The sequence below is a fragment of the Bradyrhizobium aeschynomenes genome, from assembly GCF_013178945.1.
Classification (GTDB): Bacteria; Pseudomonadota; Alphaproteobacteria; order Rhizobiales; family Xanthobacteraceae; genus Bradyrhizobium; species Bradyrhizobium aeschynomenes.
Genome location: NZ_JABFDM010000004.1, coordinates 250096 through 274464, shown reverse-complemented (window position 1 = coordinate 274464; position 24369 = coordinate 250096). Strand labels below are relative to the sequence as shown.

Here is a 24369-nt window from a genome sequence, read left to right as displayed (position 1 = left end):
GCGGAATCTCTGCGCTCGTGCTGCCAGCGGTAGATGATTCCCCGATGCGCGGAAAGATTGTGCAGGCGTCAGGAAACCGGTGCCGGCGCCAGCGGCACCGCGTCAAGGCCGCCAAAGCGGCGTTCCCGGCCGCGGAACGAGGCCAGCGCCTGCGCGAGGTCGCCGGCATCGAAGTCGGGCCACATGCGCTGCGTGAAATGCAGCTCGGCATAGGCGCCCTCCCAGAGCAGGAAGTCGGACAGCCGCTGCTCGCCGGAGGTCCGGATGATCAGGTCGACGTCGCGCAGGCCCGCCTCTCCCGTCACGAGGTCGGAGAACGCCTCGCGCGTGAGCCCGCCGGCGTCGCGTGCCTTGGCCGCGGCATTGAGAATCGCATCACGGGCGGAGTAGTCGACGGCGATGCGCAGATGCAGCGTGCGACCGCTCTGCGTTGCCGCTTCGGCGCGGCCGATCGCATCGGCGATGCCACCCGGGAGGCGGTCGCGGCGGCCGATCACGGTGAGACGGACGCCATTGCGCACGAGTGAGTCCACCTCGCTGGCGAGATAGACCCGCAGCAGCGCCATCAAGGCGGCGACCTCGGCGCGGGGGCGCCGCCAGTTGTCGCTGGAAAAGGCATACAGCGTCAGCGTGCCGACCCCCTGGTCGGGGGCGGCTTCGACCACGCGGCGGATCGCCTCGACGCCCGCCTCATGGCCGCGCAGCCGCGACAGGCCCTGGCGCGTCGCCCAGCGGCCGTTGCCATCCATGATGATGCCGACATGCAGGCCGTCCACCGGAGCAGGCGATTTAGGTTGCAGACTACTTTGCATTGCAAAGCTCCAGGTCAAAAAAATGCAGTGAGATGTTCAGGCGCGGCCCGGCATGAAGCCGACCGAGGATGGCGCGTGCTCGTTGCCGGCCGCCGCGGCTGCGTCGCGGACGAGACGTTCGAGCACGGCGAGATAGTCCAGGAACCGGCGGCGTCCGGCCTTGGTCAGCCGGCAGGTGGTGTGCGGCCGGTTACCCTCGTACCCCTTGCTGACCTCCACCAGGCCGGCCTCCTGCAGCACCTGCAGATGACGCGAGAGATTGCCGTCGGTCAGGCCGCAGAGCTGTTTGAGGTCGGCAAAGGCGAGGCCTTTCGGATGCGCCATCAGCGAGGTGAGCAGGCCGAGTCGCGCCTTCTCGTGGATGACACGGTCGAGCCCGTCATAGGAAAACGGCGCACTGCCGTCAGTCTTCGACATCGGAGTCTCCGGTGGCAAAATACAAAATGCCTGCCATCAGCGCCTGACCGACCGCGAAGGGCAGGCCCATGGTCCAAGGCGACAACGAATGAGTGACGCTGCCGAGCAGCAGCACCGCGAAACCGGCCAGGAAGTAGAACGCGCCAGCCAGCGCGACGGTCCGCGGCAGCGAGCGCACCGAAGCGAACACGCCGAGCGACGTCAGGATCTGCCACAGGCCGGGGAGCATCCACAGCGCTTCCGGCGCGAACTTCCACAGCAGCACTGCCAGCAACACGCCGGCGATTCCCGCGGGGAGAAACTGCTCGACCGCCTGATGGATCATCGCATCGGCAAGACCGGAATGATGCCGGCGCGAGCGCGCCCGCATCTCGATCCAGATCATCGTCAGCGACAAGCAGGCCGCGGCCGCCCAGCCGAGCAGGAAGGTCAGCGGCTCCGCCGTGGGGTCGCGCAGCACGATCTGCTGGATCGAGGCGGTCGCAAGCGCGACTGCGGCGGTCGCGGCCATCGTCGCCGGACCATAGCCGCGAAAAGCCGTGCCAGCCGCGAGCTGGCTGCGGATCGCGATGATGTCGGCGAGCGCCTTGTCGAGGTCGCGCATGTCCTACCCGGCGCCGCATGAGGCGCGTTAACTTTGCAGTACAAAGTATACACGCCCGCAAAGTCTGCGCAACCCTCGCGCGGCCGCGGGATGCCTCGCGGGCACCGACGAGGGAGCTTCAGCCACGCTCAGTAGGGATTATAGCGGTGCACCCGCCGCGGCGGCGGCATGTCGACATAGACGGAGGGCCCGCGACGATCCGAATTGAACGCCACGCGGGGGTTGATGCCGCAACCGGCGTTGCGGCCGGAGGCGCTGGCCCGGCATTGCTCGAAGGTCTGATAGGAGCAGTCGCCGGGGTAGCCGACGCCCCTGCCCTGCACACACCAGGGATAGTCGTAGCCTCCGGCCACGGCGGGCGTGACGTCGCCGCCGCTGACGAATGCGACGCCGACGATGCCGGTCGCCATCATCATCACCTTGCGCATGATCTGTTCCTCTTCTGGCGGGAAGATTGCATCACACTGACATGGTTAAATAACGACGAACTGGCGGAGTGGATCACCAAGCTTGGCGATGACGTGTCGCAGCCGAGGCACGTCATCACCGTTGGGAACAGCCGCAGCCGCGGATCAATCCAGCTTCAGGCCGGCGAACTCGACCACCTTCTTCCACTTGTCGGTCTCGGCAGCCACCTGGGCGCCGAACTGCTCCGGCGTCTGGATCAACGGATCGCCGCCGAGATCGACCAGGCGCTTCTTGATGTCGGGCTCGGCAAGGATCACGTTGATCTGCTTGTTCAGCTTCTCGACGATCTCCTTCGGCGTGTTCTTCGGCGCTCCGACGCCGAACAGCGCGCTCGCCTCATAGCCCGGCACGGTGTCGGCGATGGCCTGCACGTCGGGCAAGAGCGCCGAGCGTTCCTGGGTGGTGACGCCGAGCGCGCGTAGCGAGCCCGAGCGGATGTGCTGGATGATCGAGGGCATATTGTCGAAGATGACCTGGACCTGGCCGCCCAGCATGTCGGTGATGGCGGGGGCGGCGCCGCGATACGGCACATGCTGCATCTTGGTGCCGGTCATGGCCATGAACATCTCGCCCGACAGATGCACCGAGGTGCCGTTGCCGGACGAGGCCATGTTCACCTTGCCCGGATTTTCTTTCAGATAGGCGATGAACTCGGCCACGTTCTTGGCCTTGATGTCGCTGTTGACGGTCATCACGTTCGGCACGCGATTGAACGAGGCGACCGGCGCGATGTCGCGCACGAAGTTGAACTTGAGGTTGGTATAGAGGCTGGCATTGATGTAGTTCGCCGGATTGACCAGCAGCAGCGTGTAGCCGTCGGCGGCTGCATTCACGACCGACTCGGTTCCGATGTTGTTGCCGGCGCCCGGCTTGTTCTCGACCACGAACTGCTGGCCGAGCGTCTCGGACAGACGCTGGCCGATCAGCCGCGCCAGGATGTCGGTTGCACCGCCCGGAGGATAGCCCACCACGAAACGGACTGGGCGGGTCGGGTAGTCCGCCGCAGATGCAGAACGAATGGCGGCGATGGACGGAACGGCGGAGGCGAGAAGACCAAGCGCGGCACGGCGTGAAATCATACGTTTCCTCGGATATTGTCGTTGAGCGTTCGTTAACGAACCGCCGACCCGGATCATAGCAGAATGCCGCGGTTGCGGCGAGTTCGACGTTTCATCGGAAGGTCTACCAGGAAAGGAAGAGCCCATGCCGGTCAAGATCGATGCGCTCGATCATCTCGTCATCAATGTCGCCGACGTGGAGCGCACGACCGCCTGGTACCAGAAAGTCCTGGGCATGAGGTTGCAGGTGTCGGACCCCGGCAAGGGCCGAACGAAGCGAACGTCTCTGCTGTTCGGGAACCAGAAGATCAACGTGCGACCGAAGGACGCGGACAGGGTCGACTGGTTCACGGCCGATCATGTGATGGCGGGAAGCGACGACCTCTGTTTCCTGACCACGAGCACGCCGGACGAGGTCGTGGCGCATCTGCAGGCGCTCGGCGTCGCAATCGAGGAAGGCCCGGTCGACAAGCAGGGAGCCCGCGGCACCCTGCGCTCGGTCTATTGCCGGGACCCCGACGGCAGCCTGATCGAGATTTCGTCCTACCAGGACTGAGCTCCCGCGACTGCGGCGGCTACTTCGCGAGCGTCTCGCCGCTCCGTGCCATTCTCTCGACGATGTCGCCGCGCGACCAGCCGGTGAGGGATGCGACGTTGTCGACTTCCTTGGCGAAGCGGGCGGTGAGACCGTTCCGGTAGGCTTTGGCCGCCTCGCATGTCGCCTCCCCGCGCCAGGGATGGTGCTGCACATAGCGGCCCTGGAAATTGGCGCGGTCCTTGGTCTCGACGAAGACGATATCCTCGGGAAAGGACTTGGCGTCATAGCGCACATGCAGCCGGGTGACGTAGGCGTCAGAGCCGCCGCCGCGCCGGTTCGCGCGGAACGCAACGTCGCCGTCGCCTCCGATCCAGCGCGCGCCGAGCTCGACCAGTTCCTTGTTGCTCATCGGATCGGCGGCGCAGGGATCGCACCAGGCCAGATCCCAGGCGTATTCGACGAACACCGCCTGCATGTTCTCGCGCGCCACGGCGCGCTCGAACAGCGCCTTGTAGAACGGGCCGAACTCGTTCTTCACATACAGCGGCACGTCGATGTCGGAGGGGATCTTCACGGTGCGGTAGTTGGCGGCCTCGATGCGGCCGCTCCTGGTCAGCGCGAGGATGATCAGGTCTTGCGGCCCCTTCGCGTTGACCGTGCCGAGCCGCAGCGGCACCATGAACTTGGCGCTCTGGTAGCGCACCTGCAGCGGTCGAAGCTGACCGGTGCCGAGGCTGTTCATGCGCTCGACATTGACCTTGGCGACGAAGAACCGCATGCCCTGCTTGATGTAGCTGCCGAGCACGGCCTCCGCACCTTGCGGAATGCGATAGTCGTTGTCGGTCAGCCAGCGCGTCAGGCCGTCGCTCTCCTGCGCCGACAGGATCAGCACGTCGTATTCGGCGACGTCGTAGCTGGCCTCGATGGTGACGCCGTAATCCCGCCGGGCCATCTCTTGGACCGCTCCCGCCATCATCGGCGCCGCCGGCATCGCCCGCGCCGCAACCACGACCGGCGCACACGGATCCGCATCGTGATATTCGACCAGCCGCGGCGCGGTGTATTTGTCGAGATGGTCGATCGTCTTCGGCTCGACCACGCCGATCTGCTTGCGCTCGATGAAGGTCGGCACGGGAACGACGACCGCGAACTCCTTCACGTCGCCCTCGAAATCGCTGGCCATGGTGATCGCGGTCTGCTGGCCATCACGGGCCAGCACGACCTTCGAGGATTGATTGAACAGCTTGGCGTCGGCCTGCGCGACATAGAAGCCGCAGAACGCATGGGCCGGTGCGGTCGCCGCATGGGCGAGGATCGCAGCGGCCGCCACGCTGGTGCGGAAGAGTTTGCTGGTACGCAGGGTCATGTCGACACTCCCTTGAGAACAGACGGACGCCAGGAAAAGCGGGCAGCGGGAATCAGCCGGTCGAGCACCAGCGTCAGCGGCGACAGCGCGATCAGGGCGACATAGAGCGCGGGCCGCATCTGCAGGACGAAGGCGAGGTAATGCGCGGTCACCGCGACCGCTGCCGCGAACAGCAGCCGGCCGGCGCGGGAATCCGGCGTCGTGCGCGGATCGGAGATCATGAAGAACGTGAAGATGAGCAGCGAGCCGCTCTGCAGCTGATGCAGCGGAATGACCAGGGGATCGCCGAGCCAAGTGGCTCGCAGCAGCAGCAGCGCGGCATGCGACGCCAGAAAGTAGATCGCGATATCCACCCGGTGGGAAGCACTGAGAACGAGAACGGCAAACAGGCCGGCGAGGCTCGCGAACCAGATCTCGGTGCCCCATTGGCCGGGCGAGATCCACACGCCGCTGGAGCTGAACAGCAGCACCACGATCGCAAGGCCCGCCGGATTGAAGACGTGCTTGCCGTCGATGCGCAGCACGAATTTCGAGCCGATGGCGATGACGGCGGCGGCCGCATGCAGCCACAGCGCATCCGCGCGCAACAGCAGGCTGAGCGACAGGCCGGTGATCAAAGGCGATTTCAGGTCGAGCGGCAGACCGGAGAGACGACAGCCGATCAGCTGCGTCAGCAGTGCGGTCGCGATCGCGATGACGCTGGCCGCAGGTCGCGCGCCGAAATCGATCAATGCGAAATTGATCACGAGCAGCGTAGTCAATGCCGCGATCTGGAAATAGCGGGCATCGGGCAGCCGCCGTGGTCGTGCCAGGGCCTGCATGCGAACCTCCGGACAAGTTTTGCCGCGCCATTGGTCGCGCCCGGAAGGAAGGCGGTTCAATCCGGATTTGATCGCGACGCCGCCGGATGGCAAAAGGTGGAGCAACATCGGGAGAAAGCGGCCGGGACGGGCCGCGGACAAGAACAGCGGAGCCAAGATGAACGCAACGACGATCGCACCCGGCACAGTGATGCCGTTCGACGGCATGGACGTGCCCTGGCTCCTGAAGCTCCGCAGCGAGACGCGGCGCGATCATCCCTTCCTGATCTGGGCTCCGTTCGAGGCGCGCGCGCGTCGCTGGACCTATGGCGAATTCCACGACCGGGTCGGCGCGCTCGCCGCAGGCCTCGTCAAGCGCGGCATCAAGCCGGGCGACGCGGTGCTGATCCATCTCGACAATTGCGTCGAGGCGATGCTGGCCTGGTTCGCCTGCGTCGAGCTCGGCGCGCTGGCGGTCACCACCAACACGCGCTCGGCCGCGGCCGAGATGAGCTACTTCGCCGGGCACTGCCACGCGGTGGCCGCAATCACCCAGCCGTCTTATGCCGAGATGATCGCAGCGCATTGCCGCGACATCCGCTGGCTTGCGGTGATCTCGCATGATCCGGGACAGGCTGAGGCGACAACGGTCGGCGCGGGCGAGCGGTTCGAGACGCTGTTTTCCGACAGCGCCGACCGGCCACGGCGTGCGATCGATCCGCTCGCGCCGTGCAGCGTGCAATACACGTCGGGCACGACGTCGCGGCCGAAGGCGGTGTTATGGACGCATGCCAACGCGCTGTGGGGCGCCAAGGTCAATGCGGTTCACGAGGACCTGCATCAGGGCGACGTCCATCAGACCTATCTGCCGCTATTCCACACCAACGCCCTCGCATATTCGATGCTCGCGAGCCTGTGGGTCGGCGCCACCTGCGTGATCCAACCGCGCTTCTCGGCCAGCCGCTTCTGGCCGGTGGCGGTGGAGCATGGCTGCACCTGGACCTCGACCATTCCGTTCTGCATGAAGGCGCTGCTCGACCAGGACGTACCGAGGAATCACAAGTTCCGGCTGTGGGGCACCGCCGCATCGGAGCCGCCCGCCTTCGCCAAATTCGGCATCAAGATCATCGGCTGGTGGGGCATGACCGAAACCATCACCCACGGCATCGTCGGCGAGATCGACCAGCCGAACACGCCGATGTCGATCGGCCGCGCCGCGCCGGAATACACCATCCGCATCACCGACGACGACGGCCGGTCGACCGAGGTCGGCGACACCGGCAATCTCGCCATCAAGGGCGTGCCGGGCCTGTCGCTGTTCGCCGAATATCTCTACAACGAGGAGGCAACGCGAACGAGCTTCGATGCCGATGGCTTCTTCCTCACCGGCGACCGCGTCACGCGCCTTGCCAACGGCTTCATCAAGTTCGGCGACCGCACCAAGGACATGCTCAAGGTCGGCGGCGAGAACGTCGCGGCGTCCGAGATCGAGCAGGTGATCATCACCGTCCCCGGCGTGCGCGAGACCGCCGTCGTCGCCAAGAAGCACCCGATGCTCGACGAGGTCCCGGTGGCGTTCGTCATCCCGCAGGCCGGCGCCGCGCGCGAGGACCTGGCTGAGAAGGTGCTGGCGGCCTGCCGCGCCGGCCTGGCCGACTTCAAGGTGCCGCGCGAGGTGAAGCTGGTCGAGGAAATGCCGCGCTCGACCTTGGAGAAGGTCGCGAAAGCCGAGCTGCGCAAGCTGCTGGATTGAACCTAGGTTGCGGCGCGCGTCCTAATGCGCGCCCATGGCGACCGGGCGGAACGCCTGCAACAGCTGCTGGTCGAGCTTCGGCCCCATGTTCTCCATGATCTGGAACGCGCGCGCATGGGTGAAGGCCGGCCGGTAGGCGCGGTTCTCGATCAGAGCCGCATAGATGTCGACGATCGTCGTCAGCCGCACGATGTCGCTGATCTGCTCGTTATGCAGCGCGTCGGGATAGCCGGAGCCGTCGAGGAACTCGTGGTGGTGCAGGATCACGTCGAGCATCTCCGGCGGGAAGCCGCCCTGCCGCCATAGCGCCTCGTAGCCGCGGCGCGGATGCTGGCGCAGCAGCGCGATCTCCTCGGCGGTCAGCTTGCCCTGCTTGTCCAGGATCGCGACCGGAATGAACGCCTTGCCGACGTCGTGCAGCAGCGCAGCACGGACCAGCCGGCGCTGGTCATCGTCGCGCATGCCGAGATGGACCGAGAAGCCGACGGCGAGGCCGGTCACGAACAGGCAATGCCGATAGGTGTCGTTGTGATGGCAGCCGACCACCGTCATCCACTCGCGCAGCGAGGAGTGCTTGATCGCCTTCAGGATCTTGTTCTCGGCCGCGACGATGTCCTCCATCGTCAGATGGGCCCCCGTGGGCAGCTTCTCGAAGATCTTGACCATGACGGCCTGGGCCGCCTCGATGCCGCGATTGAGCAGCTTGCCGCGATCGGTCTCGTCATAGCCGTCGTCGGCGGGAAGCGCCGAGCGGATGCGCTGCAGCACGTCGGCGGGGCTGAACGGACGCGCGATCGTGTCGGTGGCGCCGAGCGCCCACGCCTGCATGGTGGCGTGGTGCAGCGCCTCGGCGAGAACGAACAGGCGGGGCACCTCGCTATAGGCACGCGATGACAGCTTCTTGCGCACCCGCTGCACGCTTTCCGGCGAGCGCAGGTTGATGTCGACGATGACGCCCGAGAAGCGGTTGCCGGGGTTCTCGGGAATGTCGGTGGTCGGCATCAGGTCGACGTCGCCAACCGAGCGCAGGATGCGCGCCAGCTCGCTGCTCTGATCGCCGCGATCGGACGCGAGCAGGAGATGGCGCCTGGTCGCGGTCTGGGTCACGGTCTGCTTGGCTGTCGCGCTCATACGTGCTCGCCCCTGCGGTTTGCTGCCCTTGCAAGTTACCGGGATACGGGTTCGTCGCGGCTTAAGCCGATCATTCAAGCTGTATCGTTTCAGGTGTGCGAAGCGTTAAGAGGATCGTTCAAATTGTGCCGCGCCGCGCCTGATCGCATCGCAAGAAAAGAACCGCCGGAGACGTGCCCCGGCGGTTCCCAGATACTGCGACCGGCCTTGCGGCGACGCTACGCCTTCATCGCCGCCTTCACCGCCTGCGCGGTGATCGGCAGCGCGCGCAGCCGCGCGCCGCAGGCGTTGTAGATGGCGTTGCCGAGCGCCGGCGCGACCACGGTCACCGCGGGCTCGCCGACGCCGGTCGCCTTCTCACCATTGGCGATGACGGCGATCGCGACCTCCGGCACCTGGCTCATCCGCAGCGGCGTGTAGCTGTCGAAGTTGGTCTGCTCGATGCCGCCATCCTTCAACGTCGCCTTCTCGTACATCGCCAGCGACAGACCCCACAGCGCCGCGCCCTCGACCTGGGCGCGGATGTTGTCGGGATGCACCTGCGTGCCGACGTCGGTCGCCACGGTGAGCTTCTTCACCGTGACCGCGCCGGTGTCCGCGACCGCGACGTGGGCGACGCAGGCCGTCCAGCTCGCCGTGGCGCGCTCCTGCGACGACACGCAGGCGACGCCCATGCCCTCGCCTTTCGGCAGCTTCTTGGCGCCATAGCCGGACAGGCCCATCGCCGCGAGCAGCGTGTTGCGCAGCCGCTGCGCGCCGCCATCGTTCTTGCCCTTGCCGTCGAGCAGCGCGATGCGGAACTGCGCCGGGTCTTGCCCCGAGGCCACCGCGATCTCGTCGATCATGCTCTCGACCGCCCAGAACGTCCAACCCGGCGCCACCGAGCGCAGCTGCCCGGACGGCGTCGCATTGTGCGCGAGCTCGTTCTTGATCGCGCGCACATGGTGGTTGGGCACGGTGTAGAAGAAGTCGGCGCCGTTGACCGTGAACGAGTCGAGCGGGCCCTTCTTGTCGACCGACGGCGACAGGAAGTCGGGAATGCCCCAGCGCGCCGTCGGCCAGGCCGAGACGACGTCGTGGCTGAGCGCGATCAGCTTGCCGCTGGCATCGAGCCCCGCCTTGACTTTCTGGTAGGTGAGCGGCCGCGAGTAGTCCATCGTCATGTCGTTCTCGCGGGAATAGATCACCTTGACCGGCTTGCCGACCGCTTTCGCCGCCTGCACCGCCGGCACCATCATGTCGGCATCGAGCCTGCGGCCGAAGCCGCCGCCGAGCCAGGCCTGGTGCATCACGACGTATTTCGGATCAATCCCGGCGGCACCCGCCGCGATCGCGCCGGAGCGGGTCGCGAACTGATTGCCGGAGTAGATGTGCAGGATGTCGCCCTTGAACTCGGCGGTCGCGTTCATCGGCTCCATCGGCGCGTGGATGTTGATGCTGGTGGTGTACTCCGCCTCCAGCACTTTCGCTGCACCCGACAGCGCCGCGACGGGATCGCCGTCCTTGACGAAGAACTGCCCGGAATCGTCCTGCGCCTGCAGCCGCATCGCCTCGGTGAGGATGTTGTCGGTGCTGACATTGGCGTACGGGCCCTTGTCATAGGTGATCTTGAGCGCATCCGCCGCCTTCTTGGCGTTGGCGAAGGTGTTGGCGACCGCGACCACCCAGCCTGACGTGGAGCCGGTCTTGTCGTCGAGCGTCACCGTCTTGATGAAGCCCGGGACCTTCTTGGCCTCGCTGTCGTCCACCGACTTGACCGTGGCGCCGAATCGAACCGGCGGGGTCACCACCTTGCCGTAGACCATGCCCGGCAGCATCGTATCGATGCCGTACTTGGCCGTGCCGTTGGTCTTCGCGGGGATGTCGAGCTGCGGCACCGAGACACCGATCAAGGTGTACTGATCGGGCGTCTTCAGCGTGATCGCCTTCAGTTCGTCCGGCGTGAAGCTCTTGGTGATCTTGCCGCTCTTGACGATCTCGGCATAGCTCATCTGCTTCTTCGACTTCGAATGCATCACGACGCCGTCGCGCACGACGAGCTCCTTCGCCGGCACGCCCATCACTGACGCGGCGGCTTCGGTGAGCGCGATGCGCCCGGCAGCGCCGGCGCGGCTCATCGCGTCGAAGTTCATCATCGTGCTCCAGCTGCCGCCGGTGATCTGGGCGCCGAGCACGGGATCGTTGAACTTCGGATCGTTGGAGGCGAGCTGGACGCGCATGTCCTTCCAGGCCGCACCGAGCTCCTCGCACACGATCTGCGCCATGGTCGAGGCGATGTGCTGACCCATGTCGGCCTTGCCGCAGGTCACGGTGACCACGCCGTCCGGCGCGATCGAGTACCACACGCTCGGCTCGAAGCTCGCCGGCGTCGTTGCCGCGAGCGCGGCATCGGGAAGTCCCGCATAGCCGAGCACGAGGCCGGTGGCGGCGGTGCCGACCAGGAAGGAACGGCGGCTGAGATCGGGGGCCATGGTGGGCGCGGCTTTCACGTGCTGGTTCATGTTGCCCTCCGGTCGCTACCGTTCGACGCGGTGCGCATCTCGGATGCGGCGCGCTGGATCGCCTTCTGGATACGCGAATAGGTCATGCAGCGGCAGAGATTGCCGTCCATATGCGCCGTGATCTCCTCCTTGGTCGGGCTCGTCGTCTTGGCGAGCAGCGAGGCCGCCTGCATGATCTGGCCGGACTGGCAGTAGCCACATTGCGGCACCTGCTCGGCGATCCATGCCTTCTGCAACGGATGATCGCCCTTCTGCGACAGGCCCTCGATGGTGGTGATCTTCTTGTCCTTGACGTCGCCGACCAGGGTCTGGCACGAGCGCACCGCCTCGCCGTTGACATGCACGGTGCAGGCGCCGCACAGCCCGGCGCCGCAGCCGAACTTGGTGCCGGTCATCTGCAGCTGCTCGCGGATGACCCATAGCAGCGGCGTGTCGTTCGCCGCGTCGACGGACATGGTCCGCCCGTTGATGGTGAGATTGGGCATTGGTTTCTTCCCCGCCCGGCATGTCGACTTCGCTTACGGCGAAGTTCGGATTTATCAATTCGCTGGGACCCGCCGGTGAGATGCCAGTCATCATAAGAATGATCGCGTTGCCACGGCGACGCAACGGGATTTGAACATCGCCTGCGAAATGAATCGGCAATTTGCATTGTGCAGCGCGAACGATGCTGGGCTCGTGACGCCGGGCGGGCTAAGACAGAGACGCCCCCGACGCGGTCCGGCGACGAGCGGTTGGCGATGAGGAGAGTTCAGCCCATGAGAGCATCCGCACGAATGACGCTGTGCGTGGCCGCCGCTGTGCTGGCGAGTGTGGCGACCTTGGACCGGGCCGCCGCCGGGCAGACGCCCGATGTCGTTCGCCGGCCTTTCACAGCGACGTTATCCAACGTGTCACCGCTTGCCTTCGGTATGGATGTCGGTGAGACATCGCGCGTGCTGGAGCAGCCACTGATCTATCTGAACGGCCCACCCGGCAACGAGACCTATCTCGCCTTCCGCAATCTCGGCGGCAGCGGAATGGTCCCGCATCATCATCGCCTGTTCCTCAAGTTCCGCAAAGGACGATTGACGGGATGGAAGGAAGACTACGGCACCAACTGGATGTGGCGGTAGCTCCGCGCATCGCGACATCATGAAGGACAGAACGTGGGACAGGACATCAAGCTGACGGCATCGGACGGTTTTCAGCTCGGCGCCTACCGGGCCGATCCGGCGGTAGCGGCCAAGGGCGCGCTGGTCGTGATCCAGGAGATTTTCGGCGTCAACCATCACATCCGCAACGTCTGCGACCGGCTTGCTGCGGAGGGCTACGTCGCGATCGCGCCCGCGATCTTCGACCGGGTCGAGCCCAATTTCACCTCCGGCTACTCGCCCGATGAAATCGCCGTGGCGCGCAAATTCGTTGCCAACCCGGATTGGCAGGGCTTCCTGCACGACACCCAGGCTGCGATCGACGCGGTGAAGGATGTGGGGCCGGTCGGCATCATCGGCTTCTGCCTCGGCGGCAGCATCGCCTATGCAGCAGCAACCAAGCTCACCGGACTGAAGGCGGCGGTCGGCTATTACGGCGGCGCCATCGTGCGCTTCGCCGACGACAAGCCGACCGTGCCGACCCAGCTGCATTTCGGCGAGAAGGATGCCGGCATCCCCCTTGCCGATGTCGAGGCCATCGAGGCCAAGCGCCCCGACGTCGAGATCTTCGTCTATCCCGGCGCGCAGCACGGCTTCGGCTGCGACGAGCGCGCCAGCTACGACAAGCCGAGTTCCGACCTCGCCTGGACGCGCAGCCTGGATTTCTTCGGCACGCATTTGCGCTGAAGGCCACTCCACCGTCATTGCGAGGAGCGGAGCGACGAAGCAATCCAGGGCCGCGCGCGCAGCCCTGGATTGCTTCGCTTCGCTCGCAATGACGGCGGATGGAGTATCGCGCTATTGCGCAGCGATGTATCTTCGCAGCCGGAAGATCAGAACCAGCGCTCGCCGACCTGGATGGTGTCACCGGGTTTCAGCGACGTCCCGAGCGGCACCTCGTAGCGGGCAGCGCCCGAGGGGGCGGTGTGCGTCAACGTGACGATGTCGCGCCTCGCGCGCGGCGAGAAACCGCCGGCGATGGCGATGGCGCTCTCCACCGTCATATTGGGCACGTAGGGATATTGGCCGGGCGCCTGCACCTCGCCGAGGATGAAGAACGGACGATAGGCCTCGATCTCGACCGCGACCGACGGCTCGCGGATATAGCCGTTGCGCAGCTTGGCCGTGATCTCCGCGGCGAGACCGGCGGTGGTCCGGCCACGCGCCGGCACGCTGCCGATCAGTGGCATCGTGATCGACCCGGCCGCATCGATCGCGTAGGTGTTGGTGAGCCCCTCCTGGCCGTAAACGACGACGCGCAGCTTGTCGCCGGCGTCGAGATGATAGGCCGTGTCGGTCCGCGCCGGCGCGTAGCCGGAGGGCACCACATGGGCTCCGACGCGCGGAGCGGCAGCGAACGCGTTGCGCAGCGCCGGGATCGCTCCGCCCTGCCCGGTGGCGGCAACCGGGCCGGTCGAAGGTGTCCCATAGGCCATGGCATCGAGATCGCTCTGCGGCTGGCCGACGGCGACGGGGGACGCCGTGTGCATGCAGCCCGACAGCAGGACCGTGGAGAAGATGGCAATGACCGGAAAGAAAAACGCGCGCACTCGAACAATCCCTGAAAGAGGATGCGCCCTAGTCATGCGCGGTTAAGGTTAACAAACCGTTGGCGCGTGTGGTCCACGCGGTACGCAAGTGCGCCGCCTTCAGAGCCCACGGCGCCGAAAAAAAACCTCCCCCACAAGGTGGGAGAGGGAGCTGAGCTTCGTCGCCACCGCGCCGGCGGCAAGCGACAGCGTTGCGCCTACGCGTTGACGCCGACACCGATCGGGCAGGCGACGCCGGTGCCGCCGAGGCCGCAATAGCCGGCCGGGTTCTTGGCCAGATACTGCTGGTGATAATCCTCCGCAAAGTAGAACGGTCCCGCCGCACCGATCTCGGTGGTGATGGCACCGAGTCCCTTGGCGCGGAGCGCCGCCTCATAGGCCGCCTTCGACGCCTCCGCCGTCTCGCGCTGCGCATCGCTGAACGTGTAGATCGCCGAGCGATATTGCGTGCCGACGTCGTTGCCCTGGCGCATGCCCTGGGTCGGGTCGTGGCTCTCCCAGAACGTCTTCAGCAGGCGCTCGTACGACATGGCCTTTGGATCGAACACGACCAGCACGACCTCGGTATGCGCGGTCAACCCCGAGCAGACCTCCTCATAGGTCGGGTTCGGCGTATGACCGCCGGCATAGCCGACGGCGGTGACGTGGATGCCGTCGCCGAGCTGCCAGAACTTGCGCTCCGCGCCCCAGAAGCAGCCGAGGCCGAACACGGCCTGCTCGAGGCCTGCGGGATAGGGCGGCAGCAAAGCACGGCCATTGACGAAGTGCTTGGTGGCGGTGGGGATCGGCTGGGCCCGGCCGGGCAGCGCCTCGGCGGCGCTCGGCACGGCAGTCGGCTTGCGCATGAAGAACATCGGGTGTCTCCGGGCATGGCATTCGCCCGCCGGAACGGTCCGGCGGCGCGATGACCTTCGGTCTGTAGGTTATATAGGGCTCTACGCCGGAGATCGCAGCGATGTTACGCCGCGCCGGGACCGGCGGTCAGTCGCGCCCGTAGCCGATCAGCGGTCGGCGCGGCCGGAACAGCAGCATCAGGAGAATTCCGAGCACGCCGAGCACGGCAAACACCGGCTGGTCGAGGAACGCCCTGACGATCCACTCCCACAGGAACGGCGCCTTGGCCTCGACCCAGGCCTTGAAGGCCGCCTGGCTCGCCTGGTGGACGTCGTTCCAGAGCTGACCGAACCGGGTGAATTGCAGGGTCTGGTCGGCCACCCAGCGCGCGCCGTCATAGACCAGGAAGATGAAGCTTCCGGCCAGCAGCAACAGTCCCACCAGGCGGAAAAAACCGCGGATCATGCCTCACCTGCTCTCTCTCGCTCGCCCCGACCGGCAGCAAGGCCATAGCGGGGCCCCCTTAGAAATTCAACCTCGTCAGGGGCTTAGAAGCGGCTTTTGGCCGGTTCCGGCGATCCCTGCGGCTTCCGAGACCGTTGACGCTCGAACCGCCTGCCCCTATAAGGTCGCCATTGGCGGTGGGCGCAATCCCGCCGCCGCTGTTCTTTGAGCGGCGCCGATCCACCGAGCCCACACGCTCCGGTCATGGCATTCTCAGAGAGGCGTCCGAACAACCCATCGCGTCGATCGGGCCGCAATTGAGCGGACCGCGCGCGTACCCGCTGATTGCGGCGAACGCTCGCCGCCGAAGGATAGTTGAGAGCATGGCCAACACGACCTCCGCGAAGAAGGCGACGCGCAAGATTGCCCGCCGCACCATCGTCAACAAGTCGCGCCGCACCCAGATGCGCGGCGCCGTTCGCTCCGTCGAGGACGCGATCAAGAAGGGCGACCGCGACGCCGCCTTGAAGGCGATGGCCAATGCCGAGCCGCAGCTGATGCGTGCCGCGCAGCGCAACATCATTCACAAGAACAACGCCAGCCGCAAAGTGTCGCGCCTCACGCATCAGATCGCCAAGCTCGCGAAGTGACGCGATCGAGCGACTGACGAACTACCAAGACGCAACAGCCCGGCTCGCGCCGGGCTTTTCTTTTGCGGTTGGCCTGCCGTCTGCGCTTGGCCTGCCGTCGCGCCTCTTCTCTACCGCCTCTTCTCTGCCGTTGCGCCGTTTTCTCCGCGCATTTTCGCTCTGCGCATTGCACGCGTGACGCGCTCACACTTCTATTTCATGGCGACATTGAAGCATCGCTGCGATCTTCGCGCGTGCTGGAACAATTACGATGTCGTGCCAACCTGACACGCTCCGTATTCCTACGCGGCGTTCCGTAATTTTACGCGGTGACAATTTTGTCTCACCGGAAACAGCAGCGAATCTGCGCGACGCGTTTGCGCATCGATGTCAAGACCGCTCGAGGCGCCGCTCACTTCACGCACTGCGCACCGCGGGAGTTACCCGCTTGAAGTAATCGCGAAAAACATCGGCTCGAAAATGACTTAAGCGCATAGCGCAATCAAGTGTTTGGAAAAGCGGTCACGCTCGGCCGGAACGTAAAAAAATTATGAAGAAATTTTGGGCAGACGATGTTGTTTGTCACATCCGAGATTCCTCGCGATGATTCAAAACCTTGCTTTCTTAACGCTCAACATGGCGTGGCAAGCGGCGCGACGACTCGCGATGCGTGCTCCGATCAAATGGATTGCGAGTCCCAACGCATCGTGTATTTCTTAAATCCACTCGCGGCGCCCACGATCTTGAGACCAGCGCGGTTTTAGAAACGGGGCGGACGTGCAAATCGGCGGCGGTGTGCGCGTTGGCGACGCTTTCAAAAGCGATGGCCGGAACGATCTCCATAGCAGTATGGGGAACGACTGAACTTTGTCGAAATTTCTCGGGCACAACATCATCGTTGCGCCGTTTTGAACAAGAGAAATACGACAACGCTCGAACCGGCTGGAGCTTGCGACTGCTTCGCTCAGTGAGTGGACAATGGACGGGATATGGCGTTGCGGCTGAATCTTGGGGTTCGGACGCGGATGCCTATGGGACATGTGCGAGATGACAACTTGCCGTGAGCAATCGCGGCGAGGCGGGGAGGTTGCATGCTTTACGGACACATCGCTGCGAGACATCAAGAGCTGGTTCCGGATCACGCACCCTTAGCGGTCAACACCATCAGCACGGCCATCGGACCTCCCCTCCTCGCGCATCCGAGTATGCGCTGACCTCGCGGAGAACTCCCCTCGACCAGTATTGATCTGCCCAACGGCGTGCGCGCCGGACGGCGAAGCCATGGCTGGCGTTGGTCCTCCGCTCGAGGTCTCGCCCGGCAGACCCGTCCTTCGACGGGACATCTGCCCCAGCGATCACTCGACACCACCACTCAATTCGAAAAGTTGCGACTGACATGACAAATTCGGAACAGGAACGCTGGTCTCGCGTGAAGGGTCGGCTGCGCTCGACCGTCGGCGAGGACGTCTATACGAGCTGGTTCGCGCGCATGGACCTCGAGGCCGTCCAGGACGAGAGCGTCCATCTGTCGGTGCCGACGCGTTTCCTGAAGAGCTGGATCCAGGCCCATTATGCCGAGCGCGTGCTGTCGTGCTGGCAGGCCGAGATGCCCGAGGTTCACCGGATCGATCTTTCCGTTCGCACCGCGATGCGTTGTGCGACGCCGGCCAAGGAGGCGCCCGTCGCCGTGGAAGCCCGCCGCGCCGAGCGCAGCGATGCCAAGCCTGTCAGCAACGAGGTGCGCACGTCCGCCGCGGCTTCGCTGGCCACGAGCCATGACGCGCTCGGCGGCTCGCCGCTCGATCCCAGGCTGACCTTCGCCAGCTTCGTCGTCGGCCGGGCCAACACGCTCGCTCATGCGGCGGCGCGCCAAGTCGCCGATGGCCGCCGCGGCGATCCCGTGATGTTCAACCCGCTCTACATCCATGCCGGCGTCGGCCTGGGCAAGACGCATCTGCTTCAGGCCGTGACCTGGGCGGGCAATGCGGGCGGCGAGCGCAAGGTGCTGTATCTGACCGCCGAGAAGTTCATGTACGGCTTCGTCGCGGCGTTGAAATCGCAGACGGCGCTGGCCTTCAAGGAGGCGCTGCGCGGCATCGACGTGCTGGTGATCGACGACCTGCAGTTCCTGCAGGGCAAGTCGACCCAGGCGGAGTTCTGCCACACGTTGAACGCCCTGATCGATGCCGGAAGGCAGGTTGTGATCGCAGCCGACCGGCCACCGTCCGATCTCGAAAGCCTGGATGATCGCGTCCGCTCGCGGCTCGCCGGCGGACTCGTCGTCGAGATGGCGACGCTCGGCGAGGACCTGCGCCTCGGCATTCTCAAGTCGCGCGTCGCGGCGGCCCGCGCCCATCATGCGAGCTTCGACGTGCCGGAGCCGGTGCTCGACTATCTCGCCCGCTCGATCACCCATAACGGCCGCGATCTCGAAGGCGCCATCAACCGCCTGCTGGCGCATTCCAAGCTCAACAACCAGCCGGTCACGCTCGACATGGCCGAGCGCGAGGTCCGCGACCTGGTCCGGCCGCAGGAGCCGAAGCGGATCAAGATCGAGGACATCCAGCGCGTGGTGGCCCGGCAGTACAACGTCAGCCGCTCCGACCTGCTGTCCTCCCGCCGCACCGCAAACGTGGTACGCCCGCGTCAGGTGGCGATGTATCTGGCCAAAACGCTGACCCTGCGCTCCCTGCCCGAGATCGGCCGCCGCTTCGGCGGACGTGACCACACCACCGTGCTGCACGCCGTGCGCAAGATCGAGGCGCTGGTCGGCAAGGACATCACGCTGAACGACGAGGTCGAGTCCCTGAAGCGCCAGTTGCAGGACTAGACGGCTCGCACGGGCCACGGGGGGTATGGACAGAACGTCCGGCCCCAGCCGGCCATCCTCCGCCCCTTCGCAGCCAGCTCGGGACAGCGCGCTCGAGACCACGCCTCCGGGGCACGGAAGAGCCTGCCGAAACATGGGAAATCGGCGCGGCATCCCTTGCGCTTGAGCCTCATCCGCGCCACTTTACGCCTCCCCCTCACGCTCCTGGACGCTGGCAAAGCGCCGTTCGGGCGCGAGGTGCCATCGGCCGCGGCGCTGCCATAGCCCGCCGGCATTCCAGGACGAGATCAGTTGGGAACGGGCGGGTAAGTGCAATGAAGGTGACCGTCGAACGCGCGCAGTTGCTGAAGTCGCTGGGCCACGTCCATCGCGTGGTCGAGCGCCGCAACACCATCCCGATCCTGGGCAACGTGCTGGTGCGCGCCGAGAATGCGCGGCTGTCGCTGCGCGCGACGGACCTTGATCTCGAGGTCACGGAAACGCTGGCCGCCGAGACCGCCACCGCGGGCTCCACCACGGTTCCCGCGCATATGTTCTACGACATCGTGCGCAAGCTGCCGGACGGCTCGCAGATCGTGCTGGAGAGCGACGGCGAGCGCGCGGTGCTGGCGATCCGTGCCGGACGCTCCAAATTTACCCTGCAGACGCTGCCGGAGAGCGACTTCCCGGATCTCGCGGCGGGCGAAATGACGCATGCCTTCGGCGTTCCCGCCAAGGACATCAAGAGCCTGATCGACCGCACCCAGTTCGCGATCTCCACCGAGGAGACGCGGTATTATCTCAACGGCATCTATCTGCACGCCGGCGGCAATGCCAAGCAGCCGACCCTGCGCGCGGTGGCCACCGACGGCCACCGCCTCGCCCAGGTCGATCTGCCGCAGCCGGCGGGCGCCGCCGAGATGCCGGGCGTGATCGTGCCGCGCAAGACCGTCGGCGAGGTGCAGCGGCTGATCGAGGACAATGACAGCGAGATCAGGATCGAGCTGTCGCAGGGCAAGATCCGCTTCACGCTGGGACAGGTGGTGCTGACCTCGAAGCTGATCGACGGCACCTTCCCGGACTATGGCCGCGTCATTCCGCAGAACAACGACAAGGAGCTGGTCGTCGACAAGGCCGATTTCGCCGCCGCCGTCGACCGCGTCTCCACCATCTCCTCGGAGCGCGGCCGCGCCGTGAAGCTGGCGCTGGCGCCGGGCAAGCTGGTGCTGTCGGTGACCAATCCGGATTCCGGCAGCGCGACCGAAGAGCTCGAGGTCGAATACGCCGCCGACGCGCTCGATATCGGCTTCAACTCGCGCTACCTGCTCGACATCGCAGCCCAGATCGAGGGTGAGGTCGCGGTGCTGCGATTGGCCGATCCCGGCTCGCCGACGCTGATCCAGGACCGCGACAACAGGAACGCGCTGTACGTGCTGATGCCGATGCGGGTGTGATCCAACGCCCGTTGCGAGCTTTGAAGTTCACTCGTCATGGCCGGGCTTGACCCGGCCATCCATCTCAACAAATGGCCTACTGGGTGTACATCCTCGCCAGCAAGCCCGGCGGCACGCTCTATATCGGCGTGACCAACGATCTCATTCGGCGCGTGTATGAGCATCGCGAAGGCCTCGCAGAGAGCTTCACCAGACGCTACGGCATCAAGCGGCTCGTCTATTTCGAGGCGCATGAAACGATCGCGGCAGCATTGCAGCGTGAGAAGAACGTCAAACACTGGTCACGCGAATGGAAGATCGACCTGATCGTGGCGAGCAATCCGGATTGGCGCGATCTCTACGATGAAATAGTCCGCTGACGCGGACGATGGATTGCCGGGTCAAGCCCGGCAATGACAGAGCTAGGGTTTCCAGCTACATCCCGATGACCCCCTCCCGCATCAATCGCCTGTCACTGACGCACTTCCGCAGCTATCGCGCTGCGAGCGTGAGCGTGCAGGCGGACATGGTGGCGCTGGTCGGGGCCAATGGCGCCGGCAAGACCAATTGCCTGGAGGCGATCTCGTTCTTCGCGCCGGGACGCGGCCTGCGCCGGGCCACGCTCGAGGACGTCGCCGACAACCAGGGCGACGGCTCCTGGGCGGTCTCGGCCGAGGTCGAGGGCGCGCTGGGCCTGACGACCTTCGGCACCGGCATCGAGCCGCCGCGCAGCGATGCCAATACCACGCGCCGCTGCCGCATCGATCGCGAGCCGGTCGGCTCGGCGGCGGCGTTCGGCGATCACATCCGCATGGTGTGGCTGACGCCGGCGATGGACGGCCTGTTCATGGGCGCGGCGTCGGAGCGGCGGCGCTTCTTCGACCGCCTGGTGCTCGCGATCGACAGCGAGCATTCGAGCCGCGTCTCCGCGCTGGAGCGCAGCTTGCGCTCGCGCAACCGGCTGCTCGAGGTGCGCAATTTCGACGACCATTGGTGTGACGCGATCGAGCGCGAGACCGCGGAGCTCGCGGTCGCCGTGGCTGCGAGCCGCGGCCAGACCGCCGTGAAGCTCGCCGCGATGCTGCGTCAGCGCGGCGCGGCCTCCGCCTTTCCCTCGGCCGAGATTGCGCTCGACGGCTGGATGGAGAATGCGCTGCTGACCGAGCCTGCGCTTGCCGTGGAGGACCGCTATCGCGCGATGCTGCGCGGCAATCGTGCGCGTGATGCCGCCGCGGGCCGCACGCTCGATGGTCCGCATCTCACCGATCTCCATGTCGTCTATGCGCCGAAGAACGTGCCGGCGCGCGATGCCTCGACCGGTGAGCAGAAGGCGCTCTTGATCGGCCTCATCCTCGCGCATGCGACGCTCGTCGCCGAGACGACGGGCATCGTGCCGATGCTGCTGCTCGACGAGATCGTCGCGCATCTCGATCCCGGCCGGCGCACCGCGCTGTTTGCCGAGCTCGGCACGCTCGGTGCCCAGGTATGGCTGACCGGAGCCGATCCCGCCGCGTTTGCCGAACTACGCAAGCTCGGCGAGATCTTCGACGTCGAGGCGGGACGGATCAGCGCCCGGCGGTAAGGCATTCCGCCGTTGAACCTATCAGTTCCCAGATTCGACTAGCTGTCGTTGGATCGACGACGAGGTCCTCCGACATCCCGTAGGCCCACGCGCCGCAATCGAAATCCTGGAGATCTGTGATGTCAGAGCTTTGGCCGCAGGCCATCGCCGCGCCGCGGCTGCGGCTGTTTGCCTGCTGCGTTTTGCTGCTCGCGAGCTGCGCCGTCCCTGCGCGTGCCGACGACGCCATCGTCGACGTGCATGCGCTACCGCGCGTCGAGGGTGCTGTCGAAGACACCTCCCGCCCCGATCGCTATCGCGTCGTCTACCGTCTGCCGATGCCGGTCGCCGCGACCAACGCCGCGACGCAGCAGGCGCTGAGCGCGGACGGCTGGGTGCGCTACATCCGGCCGCTGGAAGAGCGCAATCCCACGCTCAACTACAAGAAGGGCAAGCAGGGACTGACCGTGTACTTCACCGGCAGCGGCGGCCGTGCCGACCAGTCGGACGTGACCTATTCGCCGCAGCGGATCTACGCGAACCTGCCGTTCCCCGAGGGTGCGACCGACATCGTGTTCGACGAGACGCGCCCCTATCTGTCCTGCGCCGCGCCGATGACGGTGGATGCGGCGCGGGCCTACTTCGCCAACGAGATGACGTCCCTCGGCTGGCAGCCGTTGACCGCCGAGACCGCCGCGCGCTGGCCCAATGCCGATCTCAGCGAGACCGCGCCGAATGGCGTGCGCGCCTTCTTCGGCCACGACGACAGCGACGGTTATCGCCGGCAGAGTCCGGTCATGGTGAGTCTGACTCGCCGCGATGACGGCAAGACCAATGTCGAGATCCGGATCGCGCCTTTCGCGCTGCCGGCTCAAATCGAGGCCGGCGACGACCGCGCCGGCCTGCCGATGCCGAAGCCGACCAAGTGGTCGCAGAGCCTGGGCAGCGCGACCTCGCCGAGCCGCCAGGCCAAAGGCGCCGTGATCGCCGAGCTGCCCGCGGTGCTCGCCTTCTACACCCGCGAGCTGCCGGCGCGCGGCTGGCGGATCGACGCAGCCGGTGCGGGCACCTCGGACGAGGCCACGTTCAAAATCACCTCTGCGGAAGAGACCGGGACCCTGAAGCTGTCCCGCAAATACGATCTCACCATGGTCGAGCTGTCGGTGCGCGCCACGGAAGCTGCGCTGGCCGCACGCGCCAAGGCGAAGAAGGATGCCGACGACAGGTTCATGGCCGACGCCGCGGCGATGGCCAAGCAGGTGATCGCCGCCGACGAGGTCCGCCGCGCAAGCCAAGCCGCAACGCTGTCGGATGCGCCGCTCAAGACGCGTGCCGACAATCCGGCGCCGATCCCGCTGCCCGAGACCGCCGAGGCGGTGCAGTTCGACGGCAGCCAGGGCCGGCTGGAGTTCAAATCCTCCTCGACGGTGAAGGCGCTCACCGGCTTCTATCGCGCGGCCTTGAAGCCTGCCGGCTGGCAGGAGGCGCCCACCGTGATCGACAATCCGACCATGGCGCGCCTGCAGTTCTCCGCCAAGGGGAAGTCGGTCGCGTTCACGATCATGCAGATGGGCCCCAAGGTGAACGTGACGGCGGACGGCAGCGGCCTGCTCGCCGCGGCCAAGCCCGCGGCCGGCGCAAAGGCTGCAGCTCAGCCGGCGGCGGACGCGGCGCCGCTCGAGGCCGATCCGGACGCTGCGCTGCCTGTGCCCAAACAGCGCAGCGCGAGCTCGACGTCGAAATCCAAGGCGCCCGGCATGGACACGCCGCTGCGGCTTGAGCTGGAGGCCAGCGTGCCGGCCGAGATGAGTGCCGTGATGGCGTTTTACCGCACCGAGCTCACCAAGCTCGGCTGGCGGGAGACATCCGACGGCGCGCAGCAGGGACCCGACCGGGCCCGGCTCGCCTTCGCGTCTCCGCAAGGGCCTGCCGTGCTGACGCTCGGCCGCGCCAAGGGCGAGACCTCGGTCCATCTGGTGCAGAAGAACGCGGACGCCGCGGCCAAGGCGGACATCCTGCCGAAGCCCGGCCAGGCCAAGCTCATGCTCGGCAATGTCGGCGAGACCGACGCCGTGCTGACGATCAACAGGCAGTCGATCAGGATCGCGGCCGGCACCGGCAGTCCCAAGACGCCCAAGGGCCCGCTGCTCGATCTGCTGCCCGGCAAGTACCGCTACGAGGTCAAGATCGCCAGCCGCGCCCCGGTCACCGAAACGATCGAACTCGGCGCTGGCGACGTCTGGGGCCTGATGGTGGGCCCGACCGGCCAGGCCCTGTCGCTGCCGCTCTATTGACCTCCGAAGGCGCCGCGCGCACCGTTCGATCCCGGGCCGCAACGGATTCCCAGGCCGTCCCACGGTGGGCGGCCTGATGCCCATGGAAAGCGTCCCGGACCGCGCTTTTCAGACGCCGTCCGAACCGCCGCCAGAGAGCCCCCGAATCGCGCCTTCGCGGGCCCCGAAAGAGGCGCCCGCACGACTTGAAAAACGGTTAAAAAAACCCATCTCTTCAATATCTTAGGAGCCGCC

23 protein-coding genes are annotated in these 24369 nt (G+C 66.0%); 10 read left to right on the top strand and 13 right to left on the bottom strand.

Going from position 1 to position 24369, the window contains the following annotated elements; all coding sequences use genetic code 11:
• Positions 1-68: 68 nt before the first annotated feature.
• From HL666_RS14235 to HL666_RS14215, 5 genes are all read right to left on the bottom strand, one after another.
• Positions 69-812 (bottom strand): di-trans,poly-cis-decaprenylcistransferase, encoded by a 744-nt coding sequence (locus HL666_RS14235; RefSeq protein ID WP_172110505.1) that lies wholly within the window; start codon positions 810-812, stop codon positions 69-71.
• Between the two features lie 36 nt (positions 813-848).
• A complete protein-coding gene (locus HL666_RS14230) occupies positions 849-1229 on the bottom strand; it encodes a winged helix-turn-helix domain-containing protein (protein WP_172182006.1) in 381 nt (126 codons plus the stop codon).
• Positions 1216-1833: a hypothetical protein gene (locus HL666_RS14225; protein ID WP_172110507.1), complete on the bottom strand. Its 618-nt coding sequence runs from the start codon at positions 1831-1833 to the stop codon at positions 1216-1218. Before HL666_RS14225 ends, HL666_RS14230 begins: the two co-directional genes overlap by 14 nt.
• 128 nt (positions 1834-1961) lie before the next feature.
• Positions 1962-2261: a DUF3551 domain-containing protein gene (locus tag HL666_RS14220; protein ID WP_172110508.1), complete on the bottom strand. Its 300-nt coding sequence runs from the start codon at positions 2259-2261 to the stop codon at positions 1962-1964.
• 144 nt (positions 2262-2405) lie between these two features.
• Entirely contained in the window at positions 2406-3380 is a 975-nt protein-coding gene (locus HL666_RS14215; protein ID WP_172110509.1) for a Bug family tripartite tricarboxylate transporter substrate binding protein, read from the bottom strand.
• Between the two features lie 124 nt (positions 3381-3504).
• Between HL666_RS14215 and HL666_RS14210 the strand changes: the two genes are divergently transcribed.
• Positions 3505-3915: a VOC family protein gene (locus HL666_RS14210; protein WP_172182004.1), complete on the top strand. Its 411-nt coding sequence runs from the start codon at positions 3505-3507 to the stop codon at positions 3913-3915.
• A gap of 19 nt (positions 3916-3934) precedes the next feature.
• On the opposite strand, the gene HL666_RS14205 is transcribed toward HL666_RS14210, so the two are convergent.
• Both HL666_RS14205 and HL666_RS14200 read right to left on the bottom strand, forming a co-directional pair.
• Positions 3935-5263 carry a DUF2330 domain-containing protein gene (locus HL666_RS14205; RefSeq protein ID WP_172182002.1) on the bottom strand — a complete coding sequence of 443 codons (1329 nt, stop codon included), beginning with the start codon at positions 5261-5263 and terminating at the stop codon, positions 3935-3937.
• Positions 5260-6084 carry an RnfABCDGE type electron transport complex subunit D gene (locus tag HL666_RS14200; protein ID WP_172182000.1) on the bottom strand — a complete coding sequence of 275 codons (825 nt, stop codon included), beginning with the start codon at positions 6082-6084 and terminating at the stop codon, positions 5260-5262. Before HL666_RS14200 ends, HL666_RS14205 begins: the two co-directional genes overlap by 4 nt.
• A gap of 157 nt (positions 6085-6241) precedes the next feature.
• Here HL666_RS14200 and HL666_RS14195 point away from each other — a divergent pair, with 157 nt between their 5' ends.
• Positions 6242-7816, top strand: coding sequence for an AMP-binding protein (locus tag HL666_RS14195; protein WP_172181998.1), 1575 nt, complete (start codon positions 6242-6244; stop codon positions 7814-7816).
• 21 nt (positions 7817-7837) lie between these two features.
• Here the strand turns inward: HL666_RS14195 and HL666_RS14190 are convergent, their stop codons facing one another.
• The 3 genes from HL666_RS14190 to HL666_RS14180 form a co-directional block, all read right to left on the bottom strand.
• The gene (locus HL666_RS14190; protein WP_172110514.1) at positions 7838-8947 is read right to left on the bottom strand and encodes an HD-GYP domain-containing protein; all 1110 of its coding nucleotides are present in this window, start codon (positions 8945-8947) and stop codon (positions 7838-7840) included.
• Between the two features lie 218 nt (positions 8948-9165).
• Complete coding sequence (locus HL666_RS14185) at positions 9166-11448, bottom strand: xanthine dehydrogenase family protein molybdopterin-binding subunit (protein ID WP_172181996.1); 2283 nt, start codon at positions 11446-11448, stop codon at positions 9166-9168.
• The gene (locus HL666_RS14180) at positions 11445-11933 is read right to left on the bottom strand and encodes a (2Fe-2S)-binding protein (RefSeq protein WP_172110516.1); all 489 of its coding nucleotides are present in this window, start codon (positions 11931-11933) and stop codon (positions 11445-11447) included. The genes HL666_RS14185 and HL666_RS14180 overlap by 4 nt, the downstream gene beginning before the upstream one ends.
• Positions 11934-12206: 273 nt before the next feature.
• On the opposite strand from HL666_RS14180, the gene HL666_RS14175 reads away from it, so the two are divergent.
• Positions 12207-12563, top strand: a complete 357-nt coding sequence (locus tag HL666_RS14175) for a hypothetical protein (RefSeq protein ID WP_172181994.1) — start codon at positions 12207-12209, stop codon at positions 12561-12563.
• Between the two features lie 33 nt (positions 12564-12596).
• A complete protein-coding gene (locus tag HL666_RS14170; protein ID WP_172110518.1) occupies positions 12597-13268 on the top strand; it encodes a dienelactone hydrolase family protein in 672 nt (223 codons plus the stop codon).
• A 146-nt stretch (positions 13269-13414) separates the two neighbouring features.
• On the opposite strand, the gene HL666_RS14165 is transcribed toward HL666_RS14170, so the two are convergent.
• The 3 genes from HL666_RS14165 to HL666_RS14155 form a co-directional block, all read right to left on the bottom strand.
• Positions 13415-14131: a polysaccharide biosynthesis/export family protein gene (locus HL666_RS14165; protein WP_172181992.1), complete on the bottom strand. Its 717-nt coding sequence runs from the start codon at positions 14129-14131 to the stop codon at positions 13415-13417.
• Positions 14132-14328: 197 nt separating this feature from the next.
• On the bottom strand, positions 14329-14985 hold the full coding sequence (msrA, locus tag HL666_RS14160; RefSeq protein ID WP_172110520.1) for a peptide-methionine (S)-S-oxide reductase MsrA: 657 nt from the start codon (positions 14983-14985) through the stop codon (positions 14329-14331).
• Positions 14986-15112: 127 nt separating this feature from the next.
• A complete protein-coding gene (locus tag HL666_RS14155; protein WP_172110521.1) occupies positions 15113-15430 on the bottom strand; it encodes a hypothetical protein in 318 nt (105 codons plus the stop codon).
• A 362-nt stretch (positions 15431-15792) separates the two neighbouring features.
• Between HL666_RS14155 and rpsT the strand changes: the two genes are divergently transcribed.
• From rpsT to HL666_RS14125, 6 genes are all read left to right on the top strand, one after another.
• A complete protein-coding gene (gene rpsT / locus HL666_RS14150) occupies positions 15793-16059 on the top strand; it encodes a 30S ribosomal protein S20 (protein WP_015670320.1) in 267 nt (88 codons plus the stop codon).
• Between the two features lie 1375 nt (positions 16060-17434).
• Positions 17435-18868 carry a chromosomal replication initiator protein DnaA gene (dnaA, locus tag HL666_RS14145; protein WP_172110522.1) on the top strand — a complete coding sequence of 478 codons (1434 nt, stop codon included), beginning with the start codon at positions 17435-17437 and terminating at the stop codon, positions 18866-18868.
• 314 nt (positions 18869-19182) lie between these two features.
• Positions 19183-20301: a DNA polymerase III subunit beta gene (dnaN, locus tag HL666_RS14140; RefSeq protein WP_042338453.1), complete on the top strand. Its 1119-nt coding sequence runs from the start codon at positions 19183-19185 to the stop codon at positions 20299-20301.
• A gap of 71 nt (positions 20302-20372) precedes the next feature.
• Positions 20373-20660 carry a GIY-YIG nuclease family protein gene (locus tag HL666_RS14135; protein WP_172110524.1) on the top strand — a complete coding sequence of 96 codons (288 nt, stop codon included), beginning with the start codon at positions 20373-20375 and terminating at the stop codon, positions 20658-20660.
• A gap of 65 nt (positions 20661-20725) precedes the next feature.
• Complete coding sequence (gene recF, locus HL666_RS14130) at positions 20726-21862, top strand: DNA replication/repair protein RecF (RefSeq protein WP_172181990.1); 1137 nt, start codon at positions 20726-20728, stop codon at positions 21860-21862.
• Between the two features lie 119 nt (positions 21863-21981).
• Complete coding sequence (locus HL666_RS14125) at positions 21982-24135, top strand: hypothetical protein (RefSeq protein WP_172181988.1); 2154 nt, start codon at positions 21982-21984, stop codon at positions 24133-24135.
• Positions 24136-24369 lie beyond the last annotated feature (234 nt).